A 22469-nucleotide genomic window follows, 5' to 3' on the forward strand; every position below is an offset into this window, starting at 1 on the left:
GGTACCGGCCAAGGTCAATCACTTCAAGGCAAAAAGAGTGGAAGCGGCAAAAGAAAATGGCCGGACCCGTGAAAGGTCCGGCCATTGCCTTTTACGCATCGATGCGGACTATTCGTCCTTCTTGGTGTCCTGCTGTTTCAGCGCGGCACCGAGAATGTCGCCGAGCGACGCACCGGACTCAGACGAGCCGTACTGCTCGACCGCTTCCTTCTCCTCGGCCATTTCCAGGGCCTTGATGGAGACAGATACGCGCCGCGCGCCCTTGTCGATATTGGTGATGCGCGCATCAACCTTGTCACCGACCGAGAAGCGCTCGGGGCGCTGTTCGGCACGGTCACGCGACAGGTCGGACTTGCGGATGAAGGACTTCATCTGACCGCCTTCGCCGAAGCTGACTTCGATACCGCCGGTGGTGACTTCCGTCACGGTGCAGGTCACGGTCTCGCCGCGCTTGAACCCGCCGGAATCTTCCATCGGATCGCCGGCCAGCTGCTTGATGCCCAGCGAGACGCGCTCTTTCTCGACATCCACGTCCAGCACCTTGGCCTCGACCATGTCGCCCTTGTTGAAGTCGGCCAGCGCCTCTTCGCCAGAGCGGTCCCAGTCGATGTCGGACAGATGGACCATGCCATCAATGTCTTCGCCGACGCCGATGAACAGGCCAAACTCGGTGATGTTCTTCACCTCGCCCTTCACGACCGTACCGGCCGGATGGGTTTCAGCGAAGATTTCCCACGGATTGCGCTGGGTCTGCTTGATGCCAAGCGAGATGCGGCGCTTCTCTTCGTCCACATCCAGCACCATGACGGTGACTTCCTGGGAGGTGGAGACGATCTTGCCGGGGTGGATGTTCTTCTTCGTCCAGCTCATTTCAGAGACGTGGACCAGACCTTCAACGCCCGATTCCAGCTCAACGAACGCGCCGTATTCGGCGATATTCGTCACGCGGCCTTCAAAGGTCGCGCCCACCGGATACTTGGCGGCCACCGCGTCCCACGGATCGGACAGAAGCTGCTTCATGCCGAGCGAGATGCGCTGGGTGTCTTTATTGATCTTGATGATCTGGACCGTCACCGTCTGGCCGACCTCGACCACTTCGCTGGGATGGCCAACGCGGCTCCAGCTCATGTCGGTGACGTGCAGGAGGCCGTCAATACCGCCCAGATCCACGAACGCACCGTAATCGGTGATGTTCTTGACCACGCCTTCGCGGGTCTCGCCCTCGGCCAGATTGCCGACAAGCTCGGCGCGCTGCTCGGCGCGCGACTCTTCGAGCACGGCGCGGCGCGAGACAACGATATTGCCGCGCGGACGGTCCATTTTCAGGATCGCGAAGGGCTGTTCCTTGTTCATCAGCGGGCCGACATCGCGCACCGGGCGGATATCAACCTGAGAGCCCGGCAGGAAGGCCGAAGCACCGCCCAGATCAACCGTGAAGCCACCCTTGACGCGGCCGACAATGGCGCCGTTGACCGGCTCCTTGGCCTCGAACATTTTCTCCAGACGGTCCCAGGCTTCCTCGCGGCGGGCCTTGTCACGTGACAGCACCGCTTCGCCGAGCGCGTTCTCTATGCGCTCCAGATAGACTTCGACCTCGTCGCCGGGCTTGGGGGTGGTCGAGCCCGGGCCGGCAAACTCGCGCAGCGAGATGCGGCCTTCGGTTTTCAGACCCACATCGATCACGATCATGTCGTGTTCGACGGCGGTCACGGTGCCACGCACCACAGAGCCTTCTACAAGGTCACGGCCTGCAAAGCTCGCTTCGAGCATTGAGGCAAAATCGTCGCGGCTAGCCGCAGAGGAAGATGTAGCATTCATGCGAAAAGACAGTCTCCAGCTTATGCGTTTGTATTCCGGCCGGCCGGTTGTCTCCGGCGGTCTTGCTGCTTTGGGGGAACACCCCCTCGCAGCCGGAATGGTTAAAGTCTGGACACGTCCCTGCCACCGGTGCCCGGCGCTCCGGGCCCGTCGATCTCAGAGGAAAGGGGGTTGGAGGAGCCGGAGGGCCGATGACAAAATCGTGCCCGGTTAAACGCCCCGCCTGCCGAACGGGCAGAAGCGAAGCGCGCGCGTCCTTACTCCATAAGGGCTTTAAGCGCAAGCGGGAGAGGTAGAGGTTGCCCCCTGTTGTCATCGCCCGCCAGTGCGTTTCCCCGGCGTGCATGGGGGAAAGCATTTTGTGCCTCGCACTCGTCATTCCGGCGCAAGCCGGAACCCATTTTCCGAGCACTGCCACCCTGTCATCATCCGCTTTATGCGGGTGATCCATGCCTCCGGCTTTCTTTTCCAAGCCCTCGTCCTTCGAGACGGCTTCTGACGAAGCCCCTCAGGATGAGGGCTTTGGGGTTGCTTCTCCCCTCATCCTGAGGGTGAGCGTAGCGAACGTCTCGAAGGACGAGGGAAAAGCAATCTCTATGGCATGGGTGGCCCGGACCTCGCTGACGCTCGGCCGGAGGATGACAAAGGCGGAGGATAAATCCCCACTTATCCCCCTCCTGCGAACTTGCGGCATAATAGCCAGCGTTCATCTCCGGCAAGACGGCGGTCCGGAATGCGTCCCGGCCGGGAGATGAAGCGGTGACTTGAGACGGGGTGCGCCCTGGTGTCTGGCCAATGCCGGGCATCGACGCGGGGCGCATCCTCAGGTTCAGGCGGCCGACGACGCGGAAAACCGTAGCGGGCGCGGCTCGTCTCACCCTTGTGGACGGCTATACAGGTCCAGCTGGACCGGCTGACCCTTGGGAGGGCTTGCTGACGTCACGGAGGCTACGGCTATGGAGCAGCGTAAGGTATCCGCCACGGCTGAAGAAACACCTGCGTGCGGGCGGCCTTGAGAGGGCCCGTTTGAACGTTCGCGATTGGCCATCCCATGGCCGCCCGCGCCATCCGTCCCTTACCCTCACTCCGGAACCGGGTGGGGATGGGGGTGTTGGTGGCCCTAGTGCGCGACCAGCAGGGACGGCCCGTCCTTGGCCCCCAGCAGGGTGCGCGTCACACCGCCAAAGATGAACTGGGCAAGGCGTGACTGGCCATAGGCGCCAGCGACCAGCAGGTCTGCGCCAGATGCAGCCTCAAGCAGCGCATCGCCCAGACTGCCCTTGGCTTCCACGGCTTGAGACTTCGCCTTGATACCGCGCGGGGCGAGCCAGTTGGCCAGCCGGTTGGGCGCGGCCGCTGCGCGGTCAGCATAATCGAGATTTTTCGGGCTATGCAGGATCGTCACCTCCACGCCCTTGGTGAAGAAGGGTTCGGCGGCGAAGGCCGCGCGCGAGGCTTCGCGTGAGCCATCCCACGCCACGCAGATTTTCTTCGGCGGTATCGCCCCGCCGCGCGGCACGAAGAGCGGGCACGCCTCGTCAACAAGGCACGACGCCGTAAAGCCTGATAGCGGCCCCTTGCCAGCCGCCGCATCGGGGCAGGCGACCAGCATGCGCACCAGCCTTGCCTGCTGGGCGGCTTCCGACGGGCTGTCGGTGACACGGCGGAAGGAGGCATTCACGCCCCGGTCGTCCAGCGTTTCGAGATGGCGCTTCATGCGCGCCTCAGCCTCGATCGCGGCCTTGGCCGCCTCCTCGCGGACGGTTTCAATGGCGCTGGTGACAACCGAAGCGCCGGCTGCGCCCGGCCCGGTCCACAGCATGTAGCTGGCCGGGTCCGGCTCCACGAATACGGCGCGGATATCGGCCTTTATCAGCGGGGCCAGCGCCATGGCGGCCGCCAGCGGCGTGTCGTCGGCTTCATCACCTTGCAAGGCTACGAGAATGCGTTCGGGGTTCATGGCCAGCCTCCGTGTGCGTGTCCTTGTGCTTGAACTTACGCCAATTCCTTCTAGACCGGGAGAGGAGAAGCTGGCCCCGCGACATGATTACCCACATGGCTCAACGCAAGACATCCACGCCCCCGCCCAGAGCCTGGCAGCGCATGCTGTCCGGGCGGCGTCTCGATTTGCTGGACCCTTCGCCGTTCGACATCGAGATCGAGGATATTGCACAAGGTCTGGCGCGTGTGGCACGCTGGAACGGGCAGACGCTGGGCGAACACGCCTTTTCAGTCGCCGAGCACAGCCTGATCGTGGAGCGCCTGTGCGGCGAGCTTGAGCCGTCCTGGGCGGCAAAATGGCGCATGGCCGCCCTGCTGCACGATGCGCCCGAATATGTGATCGGTGACATGATCTCGCCCTTCAAGAGCGCGCTCGGCTTCGACTATCAGGCTTTCGAGGCAAAGCTGGAGCGCGCCGTGCACACCCGCTTCGGCCTGCCCGCCCAATTACCCAGATATGTGAAGACCACGATCAAGAAGGCGGACCGTTTGTGCGCCTTCTTCGAGGCGGTGCAGCTGGCCGGGTTCAGCGTGGAAGACGCACGCGAGTTTTTCGGCAAGCCGCCTTTGGGTTTGCGGGTAGACATACCCGTGCGCTCCACGGCAGAAGTTCAGGGCGATTATGTCGCGCGCTTCGAGGCGCTGCTGCTCGCCATGGACGAGGAAGACCGTCCGGCAGGGCGAAAGGCAGGGCGGCCATGAGCCCGTCGCGTCCGCCCCTTCCGGTATCCAAGGGTCTGGTGGTCGGCCTGAACGCCGTGATCTTTGCCAGCGAGAACGGCGAGCCGCGCGTGCTGGTCACGCAAGGGCTGGCGACGCCGGAAGCCGCCCTGCCCTTCGGCCCGTTCGACCCTGACGCTCACCGCACATTTGAGATCGGTCTGCGCGAATGGGTGCGCGGCCAGACCGGGTTCGAGCTCGGCTATGTCGAGCAGCTCTACACATTCGGCGACCGTGGGCGCGAAGCCCCGCTGGCGGCGCTCACGGGCGCGGCCGGTGCACGCGTGATCTCGCTGGGCTATCTCGGCCTTGCCCGTGAAGCGCGCGAGCTGTCGGGCCTTGGCGCGCGCTGGGCAAGCTGGAACGAATTCTTCCCGTGGGAAGACCATCGCCATGGCCGCCCGCCCGTGATCGATGAGCTGCTGGCGCCTGCCTTGCGCAGCTGGGCCGATGAGGCGGGCGCTCCGGGCGGCCGCGCCGCCCGGCTGGAGCGGGTACGCACCAATTTCGCCCTTGATGGCCTTGTCTGGAACGAGGAGCGCGCGCTCGACCGGTATGAGCTGCTCTACGAAGCAGGGCTGGTGGCAGAAGCCGCGCGCGATCAGGGCGAACCGGTACTCGCAGTTGCCGGAACCGGACAGATCATGGCGTCCGACCACCGGCGCATCCTGGCGACCGCCATCTCGCGCCTGCGCGGCAAGGTGAAATACCGCCCGGTCGTGTTCGAGCTGATGGGCGACACCTTCACGCTATCCGAGTTGCAGCGCATGGTGGAAGGCATAGCCGGTTTCGCCCTGCACAAGCAGAATTTCCGCCGCGCGCTCGACCGGGCAGGCTTCGTCGAAGGCACGGGCCGGTTCGAGGCGCGCACGGGCGGACGCCCGGCAGAGCTTTACCGCTTCCGCAAGGAGGCCGTCAGCGCGGGCCCGGCGCTGGGACTAGCCATACCCCGGCTGAAGTAGATCGCTTGACAATGCGAACGAACGTTCGCACATAAGCGGCATGCCACACGAAAAATCCACCCGGACCCGTATCGTCGAAACCGCGCTGGAGGAGATGTCCAACGGCGGGCTTGCCACCTTGTCCATCGGCCATCTGGCCAAGGCGTGTTCCATGTCGAAAAGCGGGCTGTTTGCCCATTTCGGCGGCCAGGAAGCGCTGCAGATCTCGGTGATCGAAGCCGCCATCGAGCAATTCCGCCAGCAGGTGGTCGAGCCTGCCCGCCAGCAGAGCGGTACGCTGGCGCGTATCGAAATGCTGGGCGCGAACTGGACAGACTGGCTCTTGCGCGACCCATCGCGCCCCTGCCCGATCCTGCAGGCCGCGTTTGAAGCCCCGGCCCTGACACCCAAAGCGGCTGAGCTGGCCCGGCAGGCACGGCGCGGCTGGACAGACTGGGTGGAGCGCCTCGCCAAGCTGGCCATCCACGAGGGCGGATTTGCCGCCACTACCGACGCCAAGCGCTTCGCCTTCCAGTTCGAGGCGATTGGTGTGGGCTGTCAGTCCTGGTCCGTGGTTCAGGGGCGCGACGAGGCCGGACGGCTGACCCGCGCCAGCTTCACCGCCCTAATTGACAGCGCACGGGCCTGATCCGGCCATGAAAGTATCGATTGCCATGGCCAACACGATGGCCGTTATCGCGCCGCGCCGCTTTCGCGATGTGGTGGCCAGCCGCTTCGTGCGACCGCGTGTGCGCCAGCAGACCGATACGGGCCGGGAGTTTCTGGCAACGCTGGAGGCAGGATGGATCGAGGGTCCGCTTGGCCGCCAGCGCATCTATACCGGCGGCACCGGCCCGTCCGTCTTCTTCCAGCACGGCTGGGAGGCCGACGCAGCCGATCTCACCAGCCAGGCAGAGCACCTGCTGGCCAGCGGCTTTCGCGTGGTGCTGCTTGACGGGCCAGCTCATGGCGCTTCGGAGGGCGAGATTGCCACCCTGCCGCTCTTTGCCGAAGGGATTGGTGCGGCCGCCGCCACGCTCGGCCAGCCCTTCGCCGTCGTTGCCCACTCCATGGGCGCTGCTGCGTCGGTGATCGCGATGAGCGAGGGAGAGCTTGTCCCGCAAGCCTTCGTGGCGCTGGCCTCGCCCTGCTCGCTTAGCGACAATATCGCGTTTCAGGCCGGATCAATGGGGCTGTCGGGGCGCGCGATCAGGCTGATGCAGGACGGTATCGAGACGCGGCTGAAAACCCCCATTTCCCGCTTTGACATCGCACGCGACGCACCGGCCATGACGGCCCGCGCGCTTTTCATCTACGGCGACAGGGATGTGATCGTCCCTGCGAGTGCAGGCGAAAAAGCCTCACAGCACTGGCCGGGTGCCAGGCTGGACATCAGGCCCGGCCTTGGCCATCGCGGCGTATTGCGTGACCCCGGCGTCCTGGCCGAAGTGGCGCGCTTTCTGGACGGGGTGCGGGGGTAAAGCCCCTACGCCCCGATAATCCCGCCATCAAGGCGCCGAATCGCCACCGTGGCCGAGCGCGGCAGCGCGTCACCGCCATCCGGCCAGTGACTGTCGAAATTGCCGCTGGCGAAGTCCTCCGGCGAGGTTGTCGCGCCGGGGTGCTGAACATTGACGAAGATGGTGCGGTGATCGGGCGTCGTGACTACGCCGGTAATCTCCTGTCCTACCGGGCCGGTCAGGAAGCGCTTGATTTCACCCGTCTCCGGATTGGCCGCCAGCATGGCGTTATTACCGAACGGGACGTGATTGCCCTGATACATCACGCCTTCGGAAATATCGGTCTGAATCCAGAGGCGCCGGTCAGCATCCATCCACAGCCCGTCGGGGCTGGAGAAGATGTTGTTGTCGTCGAGCGGATTGCCGTTCATGTCGCGGCTGTCGCTTTCAGGACCAGCGACCACGAACAGATCCCAGTTGAAGCGCGTGGCGGTCTGATCGCCATCCTCGTGCCAGCGCACGATCTGGCCAAAGGCATTCGGCGCGCGCGGATTGACGCCATCGGTCTGGTCCTCGCTGCGCCGGGTATTGTTCGTCAATGTGAAATAGACGGCGCGCGTGTCGAAATCGACCGTGCCCCACTCGGGCCGGTCCATCGGGGTCGCGCCCACAATGTCGGCGGCAGTGCGTGTGTTGATGAGGACATCGCCCTGATCGGTGAAGCCATTGCCCTCATCGAGGCCGTTCTGGCCATAGACCAGCGGCAACCACTCGCCCGTGCCGTCATCGTTGAACTTCGCGACATAGAGCGTGCCGGTATCGAGGATGTCTCCGCGCGTCACGCCGGGCTCATAAAGCCCTTCGGAAACAAACTTGTAGATGTATTCAAAGCGGGAATCGTCGCCCGAATAGCAGACCACGGGCTGGCCCGCCTCGGCAGGGGCGAAAACGACACCTTCATGGGCAAAGCGGCCAAGCGTGGTGCGCTTCACCGGCGTGGAGTCCGGATCAAACGGATCGATTTCCGTCATCCAGCCAAACATGTTGGGTTCGTTGCGGTAATCACCGGCAGCGCTGTCGGCTTTCGTTGACGCATCAAAACGCACAAACCCGTCCCCGCCATCATCGGCCAGATGCCAGTTATGACGGCCAACATCGGTGCGCACGCCGTAGCGGGCATGTTCACGCGGCAGTTCCCCATCCAGATTGACGAAATAGCCCGACCAGTTCTCTTCCGCCGCCATATAGGTGTTCCACGGGGTGACGCCGTGGGCGCAGTTGGACAGCGTGCCACGCGTGTGGGTGCCTTCCGGGCTGTAGAGCGTCGCCATCTTGGCGTGACCGCGCGCAGGCCCCGCAATCTCCATGCGGGTCAGGCCGGTGATACGCCGGTTGCGCGGATCGGGAACGATTGCCCAGTTGCCATTGCCGTCATCGCGCATGCGCACGACCGAGACGCCATGCGCGTTCAGCTCTTTGAGGACGTGGTCAGCGTCGCGCGGCCCGGCGTGATTGGGCGTTGCCCAAGTCTGCAGCTCGCTGCCCTGCGCCGAGCCATAATGCAAAAAGCGCGGCTCGATATATTCGTGGTTCAGCACCAGTAGCCCGTCGGTGGAGCTCCCCTCCCACGGATCATCGCCCTCGATCGGAAAGAAGTGCATGCCGTCATGGTGCATGCCGGCCTGATGGGCCTGATCCTCGCCGGTATTGTCCGGCCCGAAGGCGGGCATATGCCCGCTGATCGCATCGCCCCAGCGATAGATGACTTTCGCCTCATACCCTTCAGGCACGACGAAGCGGTCCGTGATGTCGACCGGAACCGGGTCAAAGCCGAGCGTCGGGCCCGCAGAGGCCGCCTCGGCCTCATTCGCCCCGCACGCTGCCAGCGGAGCGGCAAACATGCCCGCAACCGTCACGCTCAAGCCACCACGCAAAATCGCCCGTCTGGAAAGCCGTGCTTCCACAACGTCAGCAAAGGGGCGATTTCCAGACTCATTGGCTTCCGGCTCGAAATCGGGATCGAGTCGTGTGGCAAGATCAGTCATTGCAGGCTCCGGGGAGTTTCTTCGTGGGGTGCGATATGGGCCTAGCAGGCCAGTGTGACGAGGGTGTGATACAGGCAAAATCGTTTTCAGGGACGCTTTGCCGCAGTTTGCATCCGCCGCCCCTTGCCTTTGTCCGGCGCACACGCCAAGCCTTGCGCGATGAGCGATAAAGCCCCCTCACCCGTTCTGCCATCACACGATGACGTGAACCTGGACCGCGCCGCAGCGATCCTGGGTGAAGGAGGGCTGGTGGCGGTGCCGACCGAGACCGTCTACGGGCTGGCCGCCGACGCCACCAGTCCGCACGCCATTGCGGCGCTATACGCCGCCAAGGGCAGGCCGCGCTTTAACCCTCTGATCGCGCATGTGGACAGTCTGGAGCGCGCCCTGTCACTGGTAGACTTGTCCCCGGCCGCGCAGGCGCTGGCAAAAACGGTCTGGCCCGGCCCGCTGACACTGGTGGGCCGTCACCGCGATGACAGCCCGGTGTGCGATCTGGCGCGGGCCGGCCTTGATACGCTGGCCGTGCGCTGGCCGGATTCGCCCGCCATGACCGGGCTGATATCCCGCCTGAACCGTCCACTGGCCGCACCAAGCGCGAATCGTTCAGGCAGTATCAGTCCAACAACGGCGCAGCACGTGGCGGACAGCCTCGGCAGCCGCGTCAATCTCATACTCGATGGCGGGCCATGCCGGGTGGGGCTGGAAAGCACGATCCTTGCCGATACGCCGGACGGGCTCGTCATGCTGCGGGCCGGCGCGCTGGAGGCTGAGCACATAGAAGCACTCACGGGTAAAGCCTTGAAGAGAGCCGATGCCAGTGCCGCCATTGCCGCGCCCGGCATGCTCAAAAGCCATTACGCGCCGGACTGCCCCTTGCGCCTGAATGTTACCGAGCCTGCACCCGGCGAGACCTATCTGGCGTTTGGCCAATGGCGCGGAGACTTTGCCAACGCCGTGCTGGACCTCTCCTCCACCGGTGATCTGGCCGAAGCAGCCGCGCGGCTCTTTGCGCACTTGCGAAAAGCCGATGCACTGGGCAAACCCATAGCGGTCGCCCCGATCCCGCCAGAGGGGCTGGGCGAGGCCATCAATGACCGGCTTGCCCGTGCGGCAGCCCCGAAGGACAATTGAGGTCTGAACCCGTCAGCAGGCAAATTCCACATGGACACCCAGACAGCCAAACCACACTTCCCGCGCTCGCAATGGATACCTGATGGCGTCTATGTCGTGCGCTTCCGCAGCCCGCTGGACCAGTCCGGCGGTGTGGTCACCCTGCGTAATGGCCGCGCAACGGGCGGCGACAGCAGCTATTATTATGACGGCTATCTGGAAGATGGCCCCGATGGCCCGGTTGCGCGCATGCTGTTCGTGCGCCACCGGCCAGAGACCGTTTCAGTGGTCGGGGATGTGAGCCGGTTCAGGGTCGTGTTTGATGGCAGGACCGAGGGTGAACTTTACCATCTCGAAGGCCGCATGGACCGCGCACCCGGCCTGAAGCTGACCGCCGTGATGACACGCCTGCCCGTCGAACTTGAGGACTAGTTTCCTGCCATGAGCAGCCTGCCCCCTGCCCTCGCATCACTGACCGCATCGCTGGACCCCAAATCGTGGTCCATTGATCCAGCCGAGCTGGAAAGCCATGCGCGCGACTGGCGCGGGCGTTATGCGGGCGGTACGCCGCTAGTCCTCAAACCGGCCAGTACGCAGGAGGCCACGCGCATGCTCGCCGCCTGCAATGAGGCGCGCATCGCCGTGATGCCCCAGGGCGGCATTACCGGGCTGGTGGGTGCCTCCACCCCTGCCAATGAGGTCGTCATCTCGATGAAGCGGATGAATGCCATCCGCGAGATCGATACCGCCAACGAGTCCATGACCGTGGAGGCCGGCGCGGTGCTGCAGACCGTGCAGGACGCCGCCCGCGACGCAGGCAAGCTCTTTCCCTTGAGCCTCGGCGCTCAAGGCTCTGCCATGATTGGCGGGCTGATCTCCACCAATGCGGGCGGGGTGCAGGTGCTGCGCTATGGCATGATGCGCGATCTGGTGCTGGGACTGGAAGCGGTGCTGCCAGACGGGCGCGTGCTGAGTGGGCTGTCGGGCCTGCGCAAGGACAATACCGGCTATGACCTCAAACAGCTTTTCATCGGCGCGGAAGGCACGCTGGGTCTCGTCACCGCCGCCACGCTGAAGCTCTTCCCGCGCCCGGCATCGGTGAGCGTCGCCATCGCGGCAGTCAGCACCCCGGACGCGGCAGTGAGCCTGCTGGGCCATCTCAAAGACCGCACGGGCGGCGCGGTCAGCGCGTTCGAGCTGATCTCCGGCTTCGCCATGGAGCTGGTCTGCCAGCACGTTCCGGGCGCACGCTCGCCCCTGGAAGGTTCCCCCGAATGGATGGTGCTGATCGAGCTGTCGAGCGCAGAAGAGGAACGGGCCGGCATATTGATGGAAACCGCACTGGAGAGCGCGTTCGAGGCCGGGCTGGTGTCGGACGCCGCACTGGCACAATCGGACGCGCAGGCCGCCCAGTTCTGGGCCTTGCGTGAAAACGTGCCGGAAGGCGAGAAGGCACACGGCAAGGCCGCCAAGCACGACGTGTCCGTGCCGGTCTCACGCATGGCGGCGTTCATGCGCGAAGCAACCGAAAGGGCCGAAGCGCTGGTCGAGGGCTCCCGCGTGATCGCGTTCGGCCATGTCGGCGATGGCAATGTGCATTTCAACCTGGCCGCCCGCGAGCCGGGCGCCGGTGAGGATTTCATCGCCAGCGCCGCGCCCGCCACCCGGCTGATCTACGATCTTGTGGACAAGCATCACGGCTCGATCTCGGCCGAGCACGGCATCGGCATTCTCAAACAGGCCGAACTGAAAGCGCGAAAGCCCGTAGAGGTGGAGCTGATGCGGACCATCAAGGCAGTGCTCGACCCCAACAATATAATGAACCCGCGCATACTGACCGGGCTGGAGTGAGTCCCGGCGGCCCGTGCCATTGGCAATTTCGGGGAACGCCCCTATTTCGATAGACACAATCACTGGAAATTGCAGGCGAGACCCAACCTTCATGCTTATCCTTCTCTCCCCGGCCAAGCAGCTCGATTTCGAACCGGCCCGTCCGGAGCTGGAGACCAGCCGGCCCGCGCTTCTGACGCGTACCGCAGAGCTGTCAAAGACCACATCGAAGCTGTCGCGGGCCAAGCTGCGCCAGCTCATGCACATTTCCGATGATCTGGCCGCGCTCAATGTGGAGCGTTTCAAGGCGTTCAACCCTGAGAGCGAAGACGGCAAAGCCGCGGCACTGGCCTTCGCGGGCGAGGTTTATCGTGGTCTTGATGCGGCAAACCTGACCAAGGACGATCTGCAATGGGCGCAGGACCATCTGCGCATACTCTCCGGGCTCTATGGCGCCTTGCGTCCGCTCGATGCCATCCAGCCCTACCGCCTCGAAATGGGCACACGGCTGAAGACAAAGAAGGGCGCAAACCTCTATGATTTCTGGGGTGATGATATCGCGGACGAACTCACCCGCACACTGGACGGCCATCCCCATCCGGTCATCGTCAATCTGGCGTCCAACGAGTATGCGAAAGCCGCCCGCCTGACGAAGATGAAGGCGCGCGTCATCACGGTCGACTTCAAGGAAGAGAAGGACGGCCAGCTGCGCGCCCTGATGGTCTATGCCAAGAAGGCACGCGGCATGATGGCCCGCTGGATCATCGAAAACCGGGTGGAAGATCCGGCCCTGCTTTCCCGTTTCAATGTCGAGGGTTACAAGCTCGACAAGGCCGGATCAAAGCCGGACCGGCTCCTGTTCACCCGCCCGCAGCCGCCTTTAAAGAAAGGCTGAGCGCTACGGCGCAGCCTTGACAAAACCGGCGCAAACCGTCTTCTGCACCGCAACAATTCCCGACACAGGGCCGTTATGGCTAAGGAGACAGGCATGGGTGGTCTGAGGACCGACTTGAGCGGACAGGCCGCAGTGATTACCGGCTCGACCTCCGGCATCGGTCTGGCACTGGCGCGCGCGCTCGCGGCCAATGGCGCCAACGTCATGCTCAACGGCCTGGGCGATGCGGGCGAGATCGAGAAAACGCGCAAGTCCATCGAGACCGAGTTCGGCGTGAAGGCGGCCTATAACGGCGCCAACATGCTGGATTCAGGCGAGATCGAGAGCCTGATCGCGGACACGGTGAAGACCTTCGGCCGGCTCGATATCCTCATCAATAATGCCGGCATTCAGCGCGTTGCTCCAGTCGAGGAGCTCGCGCCGGAGACGTGGGACGCGATCGTTGCGATCAACCTCACCTCCTGCTTCCACACCACCCGCCACGCCGTTCCAGTCATGCGTAAAGCCGGGCGCGGGCGCATCGTGAACATCGCCTCTGCGCACGGGCTGGTCGCCTCGCCCTTCAAGTCAGCCTATGTCGCGGCCAAGCACGGCGTGATCGGCCTGACGAAAACCGTCGCACTGGAGGTCGCTGAAGCGGGCATTACCTGCAACGCCATCTGCCCCGGCTATGTGCGCACCCCGCTGGTGGAAAGCCAGATCGCCGACACGGCAAAGGCGCGCGGCATTTCCGAAGAGGAAGTGGTGCGCGACGTCATGCTGAGCGCGCAGCCGACGAAGAAGTTCGTTGAATACGATCACTTGACCGGCCTCTTGCTCTATCTGGTGTCGGATTCCGGCGCTTCGGCCAATGGCGCGGCCTACCCGGTCGAGGGCGGCTGGGTGGCTGCCTGATGGCCATGCGCGCCAGAGCGGTCTCGCTGGCCCTGCAGGGCGGCGGCTCGCATGGCGCCTACACCTGGGGCGTGCTTGACGCCCTGCTGGAAGATGGCCGCATAACCCCCGGAGCCATAACAGCTACCAGCGCTGGCGCGATGAACGCCGTTGCGCTGGCTCATGGCTGGCTGGATGGCGGCGCTGATGGCGCCCGCGAAAACCTTGAAAGCTTCTGGCGCGAGGTGTCCCGGCGCGGCGCAGCCTTCCGCCCCATGGTGCCGGGCGGGACATTCCTGAAGCTGATGCCGTTCTTCGACGCCTTCTCGCGCCTGACCAGCCCCTATGATCTCAACCCGTATAATCTCGATCCGCTAAAAGACATTCTGGACGCACAGATCGATTTTGAACGGCTGCGCGCGCAGGACCAGATTGGGCTATTCGTTACCGCGACATGCGTAACGACGGGCCGCGCCGAAGTCTTTACCGGCGACCGCATCAGCACCGATGCCGTGCTGGCCTCCGCCTGCCTGCCCTTCATCCGTCAGGCCGTGGAGATTGACGGCGAGCCCTATTGGGATGGCGGCTTTACCGGCAATCCGGCCCTGTGGCCGCTCTTTTACGCTGACACGCCGGGTGATCTGCTGATCGTACACATCAATCCGCTCAAGCGGCCCGGCACGCCGAAATCCGCCGACGACATCATGAACCGGGTCAATGAGATCACGTTCAACGCCTCGCTGATGGCCGAGCTGCGCGCGGTCGCCTTCGTCAAGCGGCTGATCGAGGACGATCTTCTCAAGGACACGCAGAAGGCGCGGCTACGCAATCTGCATATCCACGCGATCCGGGCCGATGAGGCGCTGAAAGACTATTCAGCCGCCAGCAAGTACGACACAAGCTGGCGCTTCCTGACCGGCCTGCGCGATGCCGGCCGGCAGGCGGCAAAGGACTGGCTGGAGAACTGCCATGTCCATGTCGGCAAGCGTTCCAGCGTGGATGTGCGCGCAGACTATTTGCAGGAATAGGCCAGGCTTCAGGAACAGGTCGGGGCCATCACGTCTTGCTGGCCACCCATTCCAGCCAGTCGCCGCTCTCCACGCGGGCAAATCCCGTCACTGGCCGGTTCCACACATAGACCCAGGCGTCGGCGTCTGGCGACAGGAGACGGATACGCTGGCGCAGATAGCGCGAGCGGTCAGGCGCTTGCGGATCATAATCCTCGAACGCGTCGAGCCGCGGAATGACAGACGGGTCGGCGACTTCAAACAGCTCGCCAATGACCGCGCCTTCTCCGGCCACTAGCCCCGGATAACCGCCCAGATCATGGATCACGCCGGGGATGCAGCACGGGCCGAGCGGCCTGAACGCAGCCTCCAGCCCGAACTCGGCAAAGCCGGACGCGCCCTTGCGCAGCAAGCCATAGACCGCAAAAGCGTCTCCCGCCTTTACCGCGCTCATGCCTTGGATCTGGTGATCGGTTGCAGCTTCCAGTAGGTCAGCGAGCGCCACAGCCACTCAAACGGCCCGAAGCGGAAGACCTGCAGCCACGCCATCGAAACCACGAGCTGCACCACCCAGATCGCCAGCACGATCGGAATAAGCTCCTCGCGCCCCAGCGTACCGTAAAGGCCAAGACCAATCGTGCCCGTCGACAGGATCACCAGCGTGATGGTCTGGGTAAGATAGTTGGTGAAGGCCATCCGCCCGGCGGCGGCAAACGGCGCACGCAGCAGGGCCAGACCCGGCATCTTGCAAATCAGCATCACCACGCTGGCATAACCAAAGGCGACGAGCAGGCTGGCAAGATAGTTCGTCGCCGTGTGCACCCACATGCTGCGCAGATCAAAGTCTACGGCCACCGCATGCTGTCCCCCGTACCACGCCAGCGGCAGGCCGATGGCAAGGCCGGCGACGGCACAGATAGCGTACTTGGCCACGCCCCATTGCGCGGTCAGGAAGCCGGACTTGAACAGGGCCATGCCCAGGAACATCACGCCTATGACCCGGCCGCCGAAGAAGGACAGTCCCGCCAGCTGTGCCATCACCGCCGACAGGGCATTATGGCGCCAGCGCCCGGCGCTGCCCTCCTGATAGGCGGCAATAATGTTGGCGGCGGCTTCAGGACTTTGCGCCATCCCGACAGAAGCCGGATCAATGTCGCCCGGCATCATCATGAAGGCAGCAAACAGGCCAACCATCAAAAGTCCGGTCAGCGTGATCCAGAAAAAGCCCCAGAAGACCAGCTTGCCAACACTCATCTTGCGGAACAGCACGGCGATCATGCCGAACAGCGCGTAGGCCACCAGAATATCGCCATACCACAACGCGTAGGCGTGGATCATGCCGAAGGCGAGCAGCCAGAGCATGCGCCGGTAGTGAACCTTCGTGAAGCTGTCCGGCCCGTACCCGACCATCAACAGAATGCCCGCACCGAACAGGGCGGAGAACATGGTGATGAACTTCATTTCGAAGAAGACGTGAACAAACAGCCATGCCTGCGCGCCAGCGGCGTCAAACCCCGGATCGCCCGGCGGATACTGGTAGGCTTCCGGCAGCATGAAAAAGGTCGGGATATTCACCATGAGGATACCCAGCACGGCGATGCCGCGCAGGACATCAAGGCTCTGGTGGCGGTTCTCGGCCGTGACCGGGCTGGCGCTCATAACAGTATCACTCCCCGCAAGAATCTGGGGCGCACGTTCGCCGCAAGGCGCACCGTCTGGCAAGTAAAACCAGCCCCAAGACCTCCACCTTACCAAGATTTCATCCGTCAAACGGCCAAAAAGCCTTGAGCCGCCGGGCGGGCACCGTCATAAGCGGCGTCAGGGATAGGGACCGAACCAATGCTCAGCATGGTCATCGATATACTTCACTGGATCGCGGGTGCCGTGCTTGCACTCGTGGGTATCGGCTATGACCGTGCCGAAGACTGCACGCCGGCTGTCCGCCAGCACAGCTTCGATGAGGCCCGTTTTGTGGACGATGGGGCAGCCTTCCATTTCCTCACCGCAGATGTCCGCGTGGAACAGGTCCGCACCCCCCACGGTGAGGTGATGATCGTGGTGCATACCGGCGCGGTTCAGGAAGCATCGGGCTGCGCCGCGGCGCCCACCCGCCTGCCATCGGCGCCGCCTCCACCGGTCTTGCGGCTTTAAATTTTCTTCATCTCGCCCTAGAACCAGCTATTGCGGTCAGCATTGGCGCTGACCTGCCCCACGTGCTGTGATCGAGGCGAATTATGCCTGCCGACGATAACTCTGCTGCCAAATCTGCCAAATCCGCACAGCCGGTAACGCCAGCCGTGCTCAAGGACCCTGCAGAAGGTAAGGTGCCTGCCACGCGTACGGACGCCCCGCTGACCGCGCCGCCAGCACGCCCGGCCGGCGGTGGCGGATGGATTGCCTTTGCCGGAGCGGCCTGCGCCGCGCTGTGGCTCGGTGGTTCAGGGGCCTATCTCTATGGCTATGTGATTGATGATTTCACCGCGCTGAGCCCGGCCCAGCTGGCAGGCATCGCCATCTTTGCCGGCGCGCCCGCCCTGCTCTTCCTTCTCTCCGGTCTTCTGGGCGGCACGGTAGCGCGCGCCAGTGCGCAAATACGCTCGGTGGAGACCACTATGGCCCGCCTCGCCACACCTGCAGACACCCTGCAGGGCGAAGTGCGCCAGATGGCCGATGCCGTCAGCCTGCAGGTCGGACGCATCAATACCGCAATGGACAGCGCACTGGCGCGTCTGGCGGCCATGGAAGAGGTCATCACCCACCACGCCGACAGCCTTGAGGACACCTCAAAGGCCGCGCGCGAACGGGTAGAATCGCTCATGCGCGCCCTGAAGGGCGAGCGCGAAAAGCTCGCTGAAATCGCCGACAGTCTCGACGACAAGGCCGCGCTGATCGCGGCGGCCATACAGGAACAGGGCGAGATGGTTGCCGCTGCCGCCGAACTGGCGAACGAGAAGGCCAATGAAGGCGCCCTCACCTTGCGCGCTGGCGCCGAGCGCCTGTCCGGCGCCGGAGACGAGACGGTCAAGTCTGCCGAAAAAGCCTCCGAGATACTGGCCAAGCGCGCTGGCGACATGCGCGAACTGGCCGACACGCTCAAAAGCCGCGGTGACGGGCTGGACGCGGCCTATCTCAAGCACCGCGAACGCCTTGCCGAGGCCAGCGAGGCCCTACGCAAGGAGCAGGAAAAGATCGCCTCGGCCCTCGACTTCCACAAAGCCGAACTGGCGACCCTCTCCAAAACTGCCGGAGCGGGCGCGGAAACCTTGCGCAAATCGGCTGAGGAAAGCGGCGCGGTATTCACACGCGCGGTCAATGACGCCATCACGCGTGCCTCCGCCTTGTCGAAAACGATTGAGAGTGAGACCCGCCTTGCGGCCGAAGCCAACGAGGCCATTCTCAACCGTCTGACAGAAACGGCCAGGGAAGCGCGCGAAGCGGCCACCGAGTCAGCTGAACGGTTTTCCGGGCAGGCGAGCGCCGCCGAAGCCGCGCTGGAACGCGTCAGCGAGGCCGGGTTTGAAGCAGCCCGCCGGTCCGACGAAGCTTTCCAGGCGCGCCTGCGTGAAGCTGAGCTTCTTGTCGACAAGGCCGCCAAGGCGTCCGAGGAGGCGGGTGAGACAGTCCGCAAGCAACTCGCCGACACGCTGGAAGCGGCGCGCAAGCAGGCCGACCATGTCGAGATGATGCTGCGCGACATGCGCTCGCGCTTCGACGATGCGCCAGCCGCCGCGCGCCGTGCAACGCTGGAGCTTGAACGCGCCCTGTCGGAGGGCCTCGCCAAGCTGAACCAGACCGCCGAGGACGCCTCTGAAAGCGCGCGCGAGATCGACACCATGTTCCAGGCGCGCGTACGGCATAATTACGAGTTGCTGTCGGACTTCATGTTGCGCATGGGGTCGGTCGCCGGCGGACGCAAGCCGATTGATATCGCGCCCGATGAAGTGCCTGACCCGCTGAACGCCCGGCGCCGGACCGCCCGGCCGGCACCTGCGCCCACAGACGATGAAGTGCGCCTTGAGGCGCGCGACCAGATCACCGGCGATGACGAGGACGATACGGTCGAAGACCGTCCGCGCGATGAAAGGCTGGCGACCCAGGCCCGCCCCGAAGGCGGATGGCGCTGGAAAGACCTGCTGGCCAATATGGAACCGGATGAGGACGACGAACCGCCTGCTGGCAGCCGGTCAAAACGCCCCAAACGTCCAGGCTAGCCTGCCTCGCCGGGTGTAGCACCGCCCGCCGCCTCGGCGGCACTCACCTGCTGCGACGCCCAGTCAGCCAGCTCGCTGGACATTTCCGATGCCGCGCGGCTGAACGCATCGACGATCAGAGCCTGACGATTGCCATCGGCGCGGCGCGACGTCTCGAACGTGCGTGTACTGGTAACTTCGCGATTGCCTGCGTCTATCAGGCGTGCGCGGATGGCCACATCCACACGCGGGGCCGCGTTGCTGCCCTGATCGTAGACCGCCTCGAACCGGCGCAGCTCCAGTCGCAGATCCCAGCGGCTGGCCACGCCATCATCCGGCCTTGCCGCGACGACAACGTTGGATCGCCGGTCGATCGTATCGATCACCAGCTCCTGAATGAGCACCGGCACCGCACTGATCCAGTTCGCCCCGGCCACATAGGCTATCCGCCCCTCACCGGCATCCAGCGCTATCCGGTCGCCCGAAAGGGCGCGCGGCGCGATGGGCCGGGCAATGCGCACGACGGGCAGGTCATGGCTGGCCACCTCCGTCTCCGGCACGTGGTTTGACAGACGGTAGAGCGAACTCGTCTGTGACTCCGGCAGGAGCGAGATGCACCCGGAAAGCGTCAGCGCTGCGCCTGCCAGCAACAGGTTTCTTGCGGTCATTGGGGCACCTCGACTTCCTCGCCACGCCGCCGGGTCAGAAGCCCGCCGGGATCGTTTTCAAGATCGGCTGTCAAACGTTCAAGATTTTCAACCAGCTGCCGCAAGTCATGCGACGCCGCATTGAGCTGGTAAACGCCGTCAGTGGCGAATGTTTCCAGCCCCGGGCGCAGCGCGACCAGCGCATCATAGGTCTCCATCGATGCCTGATTGACCGCGATGGATGCAGCCTCGGTCTCGGCCACCATCGGTCCCACCTCGTCGATCAGGAAGCGTTCTGCGGTCACACCGAACTGTTCGATGCTGGCCGCCGCCGTCGACATGTCGTTCGCAGCCCGCTCGATGGAGGCGATGGTATCGCGCATCTCGGCCATCATCGCGCCGTTCTCGGCCAACTGGCCTGAGACAACAGCGAGGTTCTCCAGCAGGGACGAGAACTGCTCCTGGTTTTCCTCGTTGAGCAGCCGGTTCAGCAGCACGCCCGTAGTCTGGACCGTCTCCAGCAGCGTCTCACCGCCCTGCACCAGCAGATCAAGCTGGGTCTGGCGGGCGTAGATGCGCGCCGGCCGGTCGCCAAAGCGGGTTTCCAGCAAGGGCGAACCGCTCTCACCGCTTGAAATCTGGATGTAGGACAGGCCGGTCAGCCCTTGCGGCTCCAGCTGCGCAAAGCTGTCCACCCGGATCGGCGTGGTGGCGTCGATCCTGACGCGCGCAATCACCTCGCTTGTGTCGTCCGGGTTCAGGCCCAGATCCGTGACCTCGCCGACCTGAATGCCGTTAAAGCGCACCTCCGACGATGTACGAAGCCCTCTGACGGGCCCCTCGAACACCACGTCATACTGACGGAATTCGCGGTCGAACGAGGCCTGCGACAGCCAGACAAAGAACAGTCCGCCGGCCAGCGCCAGCAGGATGACGAACAGGCCGACCAGTGCGTGATGGGCACGGGTTTCCATTGTTCAGCTCCTCAATGCTGCCCGCCCGCGCGGGCCGCCAAAATAGCTCTGTATCCAAGGGTGGGGGTGATTTGCCAGCTGCGCAATCGTATCCACCGCAATGATACGCTTCTCCGCGATCACGGCCACCCGGTCGCAAACGGCGTGCAGCGTATCAAGATCGTGCGTGACCAGCAGTATCGTCAGCCCCAGCGTCCGGGAGAGTTCGCGGATCAGCTCGTCAAACGCCGCAGCGCTGATCGGATCCAGCCCGGCCGTCGGCTCGTCAAGAAACAGGACATCAGGGTCGAGCGCCAGCGCCCGCGCCAGCCCTGCCCGCTTCTTCATCCCGCCCGACAGCTCTGAGGGATATTTGCTCGCGGCCTCAATCCCCAGCCCAGCCAGACCAAGCTTGAGATCAGCAATCTCGTCCATCAGGGCGGGCGGCAGCGATACATGCTCGCGGATCGGCACCAGAATGTTTTCCTTCACCGTCAGCGAGGAGAACAGTGCCGATCCCTGGAACAGCACGCCCCAGCGCCGCTCCAGCGCCGAACGCTCATCGGCTGACATGCGCGAGAGCGCCTTGCCATCGTAGAATATCTCGCCGCCATCGGGCTTCTTAAGGCCAAGAATGGCGTGAAGCAGGACCGACTTGCCGCTGCCCGAACCGCCGACAATGCCCATGACCTCGCCGCGCCGGACCTCAAGGTCCACACCATCATGCACGGTATGGCTGCCGAAACGGGTCACCAGCCCACGCACCTCGATGACCGGGCGCGTACTCATATGTCCGCCTCAAGATACATCAGCGCGAACAGCGCATCGATGACAATGACCATGAATATGGCCTGCACCACGGACGCGGTGGTGCGCTGGCCCAGGCTCTCCACGTCGCCGCCCACCTTCATGCCCTGACGGCAGCCGATAATGGCAATCACCAGCCCGAACACGGGCGCCTTGGACATGCCCACCATGAAGTGGGTCCAGTCGATTACGTTCTGCAGCCGGGTCAGGAAAAAGCCCGGCGATATGTCCAGCGTCACCCATGATACCAGCAGGCCACCAAACAGCCCCGCCAGCATGGCCGCCAGCGTGAGCAGCGGTGCCATGACCACACAGGCAATCACGCGCGGCACCACCAGAACCTCGTACGGGTTCAGCCCGATGACGCGCATGGCATCGATTTCCTGCTGCATCTTCATCGAGCCGATGGAGGCGGTGAAAGCCGAATCCGACCGGCCAGCCAGCATGATCGCGGTAATCAGCACGCCAAACTCACGCAAGACCGAAATGCCCACGAGATCGACCGTGAAGACCGACGCGCCGAACGTCTCCAGCAGGCTCGCCCCCATGAAGGCCACGACCGCCCCGATGAAGAAGGACAGCGCCGCGATGATCGGCAGGGCATTGATACCGACGGTCTCCATCAGATGGACGGTCGGGGTCCAGCGCAGGCGCGACGGGTTCAGCAGGGACGCGCCAAGCGTCATCAGCGTGCGCCCGAAGAAGCCGAACGTATCCCATGCCTCGTCCAGAACGTGCTCGGTGCCTGCGCCCACCCGCTCCAGCATGGTCTTCAGGCCCCAGCCCGGACCTTCTTCCGGCGGGCAATGGTCCATCCGCTTGTGGACTTCCCGGATCAGCCTGGCGGCTACCGGGTGCTCGCCGGTTATGCTGCTTTCCGGGATCGCGTCATTGCGCTGCCGGAGCGGGCGGCCAAGCAGATAGGCGCCGGAAGTGTCTATGCGGCCCAGCCCGGACACGTCGAGGCGTAACGCTTTCGCCCCGGAATCGCGTTCCAGCGCGCGGACCTGCCGGTCCATCTGACCGATGGTCTCCAGAAGCCAGTCCCCGGTGGGCTCAATGACAGCTCCGCCGTCCGTCTCGCGCAGCGCAAGGCGGGGCGGTGTCAGCGTCTGTGTCCCCGTGGCGGCCATGACCCTCCAGCCAAAAGCAGCGTGGCTGCCTGATGT

Annotated in this window: 21 protein-coding genes; 12 read left to right on the forward strand and 9 right to left on the reverse strand. The window is 64.1% G+C overall.

The genetic code is table 11. The annotated features are described in order from the left end of the window. Positions 1-108: 108 nt before the first annotated feature. Entirely contained in the window at positions 109-1818 is a 1710-nt protein-coding gene (rpsA, locus tag AB6B38_RS05275) for a 30S ribosomal protein S1 (RefSeq protein ID WP_371394726.1), read from the reverse strand. Between the two features lie 1120 nt (positions 1819-2938). Beyond that, a complete protein-coding gene (locus tag AB6B38_RS05280; protein WP_371394727.1) occupies positions 2939-3778 on the reverse strand; it encodes a universal stress protein in 840 nt (279 codons plus the stop codon). A gap of 95 nt (positions 3779-3873) precedes the next feature. Here AB6B38_RS05280 and AB6B38_RS05285 point away from each other — a divergent pair, with 95 nt between their 5' ends. The 4 genes from AB6B38_RS05285 to AB6B38_RS05300 are packed head-to-tail and all read left to right on the forward strand — an operon-like array spanning position 3874 to position 6961. Then, on the forward strand, positions 3874-4521 hold the full coding sequence (locus AB6B38_RS05285) for an HD domain-containing protein (protein ID WP_371394728.1): 648 nt from the start codon (positions 3874-3876) through the stop codon (positions 4519-4521). After that, positions 4518-5501, forward strand: coding sequence for an NAD regulator (locus AB6B38_RS05290; protein WP_371394729.1), 984 nt, complete (start codon positions 4518-4520; stop codon positions 5499-5501). The genes AB6B38_RS05285 and AB6B38_RS05290 overlap by 4 nt, the downstream gene beginning before the upstream one ends. Positions 5502-5541: 40 nt before the next feature. Then, positions 5542-6129, forward strand: coding sequence for a TetR/AcrR family transcriptional regulator (locus tag AB6B38_RS05295; RefSeq protein ID WP_371394730.1), 588 nt, complete (start codon positions 5542-5544; stop codon positions 6127-6129). Between the two features lie 7 nt (positions 6130-6136). Next, the gene (locus tag AB6B38_RS05300; protein ID WP_371394731.1) at positions 6137-6961 is read left to right on the forward strand and encodes an alpha/beta fold hydrolase; all 825 of its coding nucleotides are present in this window, start codon (positions 6137-6139) and stop codon (positions 6959-6961) included. Positions 6962-6966: 5 nt separating this feature from the next. Here the strand turns inward: AB6B38_RS05300 and AB6B38_RS05305 are convergent, their stop codons facing one another. Beyond that, a complete protein-coding gene (locus tag AB6B38_RS05305; protein WP_371394732.1) occupies positions 6967-8985 on the reverse strand; it encodes a PhoX family phosphatase in 2019 nt (672 codons plus the stop codon). A 159-nt stretch (positions 8986-9144) separates the two neighbouring features. Between AB6B38_RS05305 and AB6B38_RS05310 the strand changes: the two genes are divergently transcribed. From AB6B38_RS05310 to AB6B38_RS05335, 6 genes are all read left to right on the forward strand, one after another. Further along, positions 9145-10119 (forward strand): L-threonylcarbamoyladenylate synthase, encoded by a 975-nt coding sequence (locus tag AB6B38_RS05310; protein WP_371394733.1) that lies wholly within the window; start codon positions 9145-9147, stop codon positions 10117-10119. Between the two features lie 30 nt (positions 10120-10149). Continuing rightward, positions 10150-10530, forward strand: coding sequence for a hypothetical protein (locus AB6B38_RS05315; RefSeq protein WP_371394734.1), 381 nt, complete (start codon positions 10150-10152; stop codon positions 10528-10530). A 9-nt stretch (positions 10531-10539) separates the two neighbouring features. Beyond that, positions 10540-11949, forward strand: a complete 1410-nt coding sequence (locus tag AB6B38_RS05320; RefSeq protein WP_371394735.1) for an FAD-binding oxidoreductase — start codon at positions 10540-10542, stop codon at positions 11947-11949. A gap of 91 nt (positions 11950-12040) precedes the next feature. Next, complete coding sequence (gene yaaA / locus AB6B38_RS05325) at positions 12041-12823, forward strand: peroxide stress protein YaaA (RefSeq protein ID WP_371394736.1); 783 nt, start codon at positions 12041-12043, stop codon at positions 12821-12823. 93 nt (positions 12824-12916) lie between these two features. Then, complete coding sequence (locus tag AB6B38_RS05330; RefSeq protein WP_371394737.1) at positions 12917-13717, forward strand: 3-hydroxybutyrate dehydrogenase; 801 nt, start codon at positions 12917-12919, stop codon at positions 13715-13717. Further along, complete coding sequence (locus tag AB6B38_RS05335; RefSeq protein WP_371394738.1) at positions 13717-14724, forward strand: patatin-like phospholipase family protein; 1008 nt, start codon at positions 13717-13719, stop codon at positions 14722-14724. Before AB6B38_RS05330 ends, AB6B38_RS05335 begins: the two co-directional genes overlap by 1 nt. Positions 14725-14752: 28 nt before the next feature. Here the strand turns inward: AB6B38_RS05335 and AB6B38_RS05340 are convergent, their stop codons facing one another. Continuing rightward, a complete protein-coding gene (locus AB6B38_RS05340; protein WP_371394740.1) occupies positions 14753-15157 on the reverse strand; it encodes a gamma-glutamylcyclotransferase in 405 nt (134 codons plus the stop codon). Further along, complete coding sequence (locus tag AB6B38_RS05345; RefSeq protein WP_371394741.1) at positions 15154-16362, reverse strand: DUF418 domain-containing protein; 1209 nt, start codon at positions 16360-16362, stop codon at positions 15154-15156. Before AB6B38_RS05345 ends, AB6B38_RS05340 begins: the two co-directional genes overlap by 4 nt. A gap of 180 nt (positions 16363-16542) precedes the next feature. On the opposite strand from AB6B38_RS05345, the gene AB6B38_RS05350 reads away from it, so the two are divergent. Together AB6B38_RS05350 and AB6B38_RS05355 are read left to right on the forward strand one after the other, a co-directional pair. After that, positions 16543-16854, forward strand: a complete 312-nt coding sequence (locus tag AB6B38_RS05350) for a hypothetical protein (protein ID WP_371394742.1) — start codon at positions 16543-16545, stop codon at positions 16852-16854. Positions 16855-16937: 83 nt separating this feature from the next. Next, a complete protein-coding gene (locus AB6B38_RS05355) occupies positions 16938-18914 on the forward strand; it encodes a hypothetical protein (protein WP_371394743.1) in 1977 nt (658 codons plus the stop codon). On the opposite strand, the gene AB6B38_RS05360 is transcribed toward AB6B38_RS05355, so the two are convergent. The 4 genes from AB6B38_RS05360 to AB6B38_RS05375 are packed head-to-tail and all read right to left on the reverse strand — an operon-like array spanning position 18911 to position 22433. Then, positions 18911-19561 (reverse strand): ABC-type transport auxiliary lipoprotein family protein, encoded by a 651-nt coding sequence (locus tag AB6B38_RS05360; protein ID WP_371394744.1) that lies wholly within the window; start codon positions 19559-19561, stop codon positions 18911-18913. The genes AB6B38_RS05355 and AB6B38_RS05360 overlap by 4 nt on opposite strands. Then, on the reverse strand, positions 19558-20514 hold the full coding sequence (locus AB6B38_RS05365; protein ID WP_371394745.1) for an MlaD family protein: 957 nt from the start codon (positions 20512-20514) through the stop codon (positions 19558-19560). The genes AB6B38_RS05360 and AB6B38_RS05365 overlap by 4 nt, the downstream gene beginning before the upstream one ends. 3 nt (positions 20515-20517) lie before the next feature. Beyond that, the gene (locus AB6B38_RS05370) at positions 20518-21282 is read right to left on the reverse strand and encodes an ABC transporter ATP-binding protein (protein ID WP_371394746.1); all 765 of its coding nucleotides are present in this window, start codon (positions 21280-21282) and stop codon (positions 20518-20520) included. Beyond that, positions 21279-22433, reverse strand: a complete 1155-nt coding sequence (locus AB6B38_RS05375; protein ID WP_371394747.1) for an MlaE family ABC transporter permease — start codon at positions 22431-22433, stop codon at positions 21279-21281. Before AB6B38_RS05375 ends, AB6B38_RS05370 begins: the two co-directional genes overlap by 4 nt. Positions 22434-22469: the final 36 nt, after the last annotated feature.

It is taken from the genome of Glycocaulis abyssi (genome assembly GCF_041429775.1).
In the GTDB taxonomy this organism is placed as follows: Bacteria; Pseudomonadota; Alphaproteobacteria; order Caulobacterales; family Maricaulaceae; genus Glycocaulis; species Glycocaulis abyssi.

Excerpts from the sequence above, each read along its gene's own strand:
- rpsA (WP_371394726.1), bottom strand. The coding sequence starts at position 1,818 with ATGAATGCTACATCTTCCTCTGCGGCTAGCCGCGACGATTTTGCCTCA.
- AB6B38_RS05280 (WP_371394727.1), bottom strand. The coding sequence starts at position 3,778 with ATGAACCCCGAACGCATTCTCGTAGCCTTGCAAGGTGATGAAGCCGAC.
- AB6B38_RS05285 (WP_371394728.1), top strand. The coding sequence starts at position 3,874 with ATGGCTCAACGCAAGACATCCACGCCCCCGCCCAGAGCCTGGCAGCGC.
- AB6B38_RS05290 (WP_371394729.1), top strand. The coding sequence starts at position 4,518 with ATGAGCCCGTCGCGTCCGCCCCTTCCGGTATCCAAGGGTCTGGTGGTC.
- AB6B38_RS05295 (WP_371394730.1), top strand. The coding sequence starts at position 5,542 with ATGCCACACGAAAAATCCACCCGGACCCGTATCGTCGAAACCGCGCTG.
- AB6B38_RS05300 (WP_371394731.1), top strand. The coding sequence starts at position 6,137 with ATGAAAGTATCGATTGCCATGGCCAACACGATGGCCGTTATCGCGCCG.
- AB6B38_RS05305 (WP_371394732.1), bottom strand. The coding sequence starts at position 8,985 with ATGACTGATCTTGCCACACGACTCGATCCCGATTTCGAGCCGGAAGCC.
- AB6B38_RS05310 (WP_371394733.1), top strand. The coding sequence starts at position 9,145 with ATGAGCGATAAAGCCCCCTCACCCGTTCTGCCATCACACGATGACGTG.
- AB6B38_RS05315 (WP_371394734.1), top strand. The coding sequence starts at position 10,150 with ATGGACACCCAGACAGCCAAACCACACTTCCCGCGCTCGCAATGGATA.
- AB6B38_RS05320 (WP_371394735.1), top strand. The coding sequence starts at position 10,540 with ATGAGCAGCCTGCCCCCTGCCCTCGCATCACTGACCGCATCGCTGGAC.
- yaaA (WP_371394736.1), top strand. The coding sequence starts at position 12,041 with ATGCTTATCCTTCTCTCCCCGGCCAAGCAGCTCGATTTCGAACCGGCC.
- AB6B38_RS05330 (WP_371394737.1), top strand. The coding sequence starts at position 12,917 with ATGGGTGGTCTGAGGACCGACTTGAGCGGACAGGCCGCAGTGATTACC.
- AB6B38_RS05335 (WP_371394738.1), top strand. The coding sequence starts at position 13,717 with ATGGCCATGCGCGCCAGAGCGGTCTCGCTGGCCCTGCAGGGCGGCGGC.
- AB6B38_RS05340 (WP_371394740.1), bottom strand. The coding sequence starts at position 15,157 with ATGAGCGCGGTAAAGGCGGGAGACGCTTTTGCGGTCTATGGCTTGCTG.
- AB6B38_RS05345 (WP_371394741.1), bottom strand. The coding sequence starts at position 16,362 with ATGAGCGCCAGCCCGGTCACGGCCGAGAACCGCCACCAGAGCCTTGAT.
- AB6B38_RS05350 (WP_371394742.1), top strand. The coding sequence starts at position 16,543 with ATGCTCAGCATGGTCATCGATATACTTCACTGGATCGCGGGTGCCGTG.
- AB6B38_RS05355 (WP_371394743.1), top strand. The coding sequence starts at position 16,938 with ATGCCTGCCGACGATAACTCTGCTGCCAAATCTGCCAAATCCGCACAG.
- AB6B38_RS05360 (WP_371394744.1), bottom strand. The coding sequence starts at position 19,561 with ATGACCGCAAGAAACCTGTTGCTGGCAGGCGCAGCGCTGACGCTTTCC.
- AB6B38_RS05365 (WP_371394745.1), bottom strand. The coding sequence starts at position 20,514 with ATGGAAACCCGTGCCCATCACGCACTGGTCGGCCTGTTCGTCATCCTG.
- AB6B38_RS05370 (WP_371394746.1), bottom strand. The coding sequence starts at position 21,282 with ATGAGTACGCGCCCGGTCATCGAGGTGCGTGGGCTGGTGACCCGTTTC.
- AB6B38_RS05375 (WP_371394747.1), bottom strand. The coding sequence starts at position 22,433 with ATGGCCGCCACGGGGACACAGACGCTGACACCGCCCCGCCTTGCGCTG.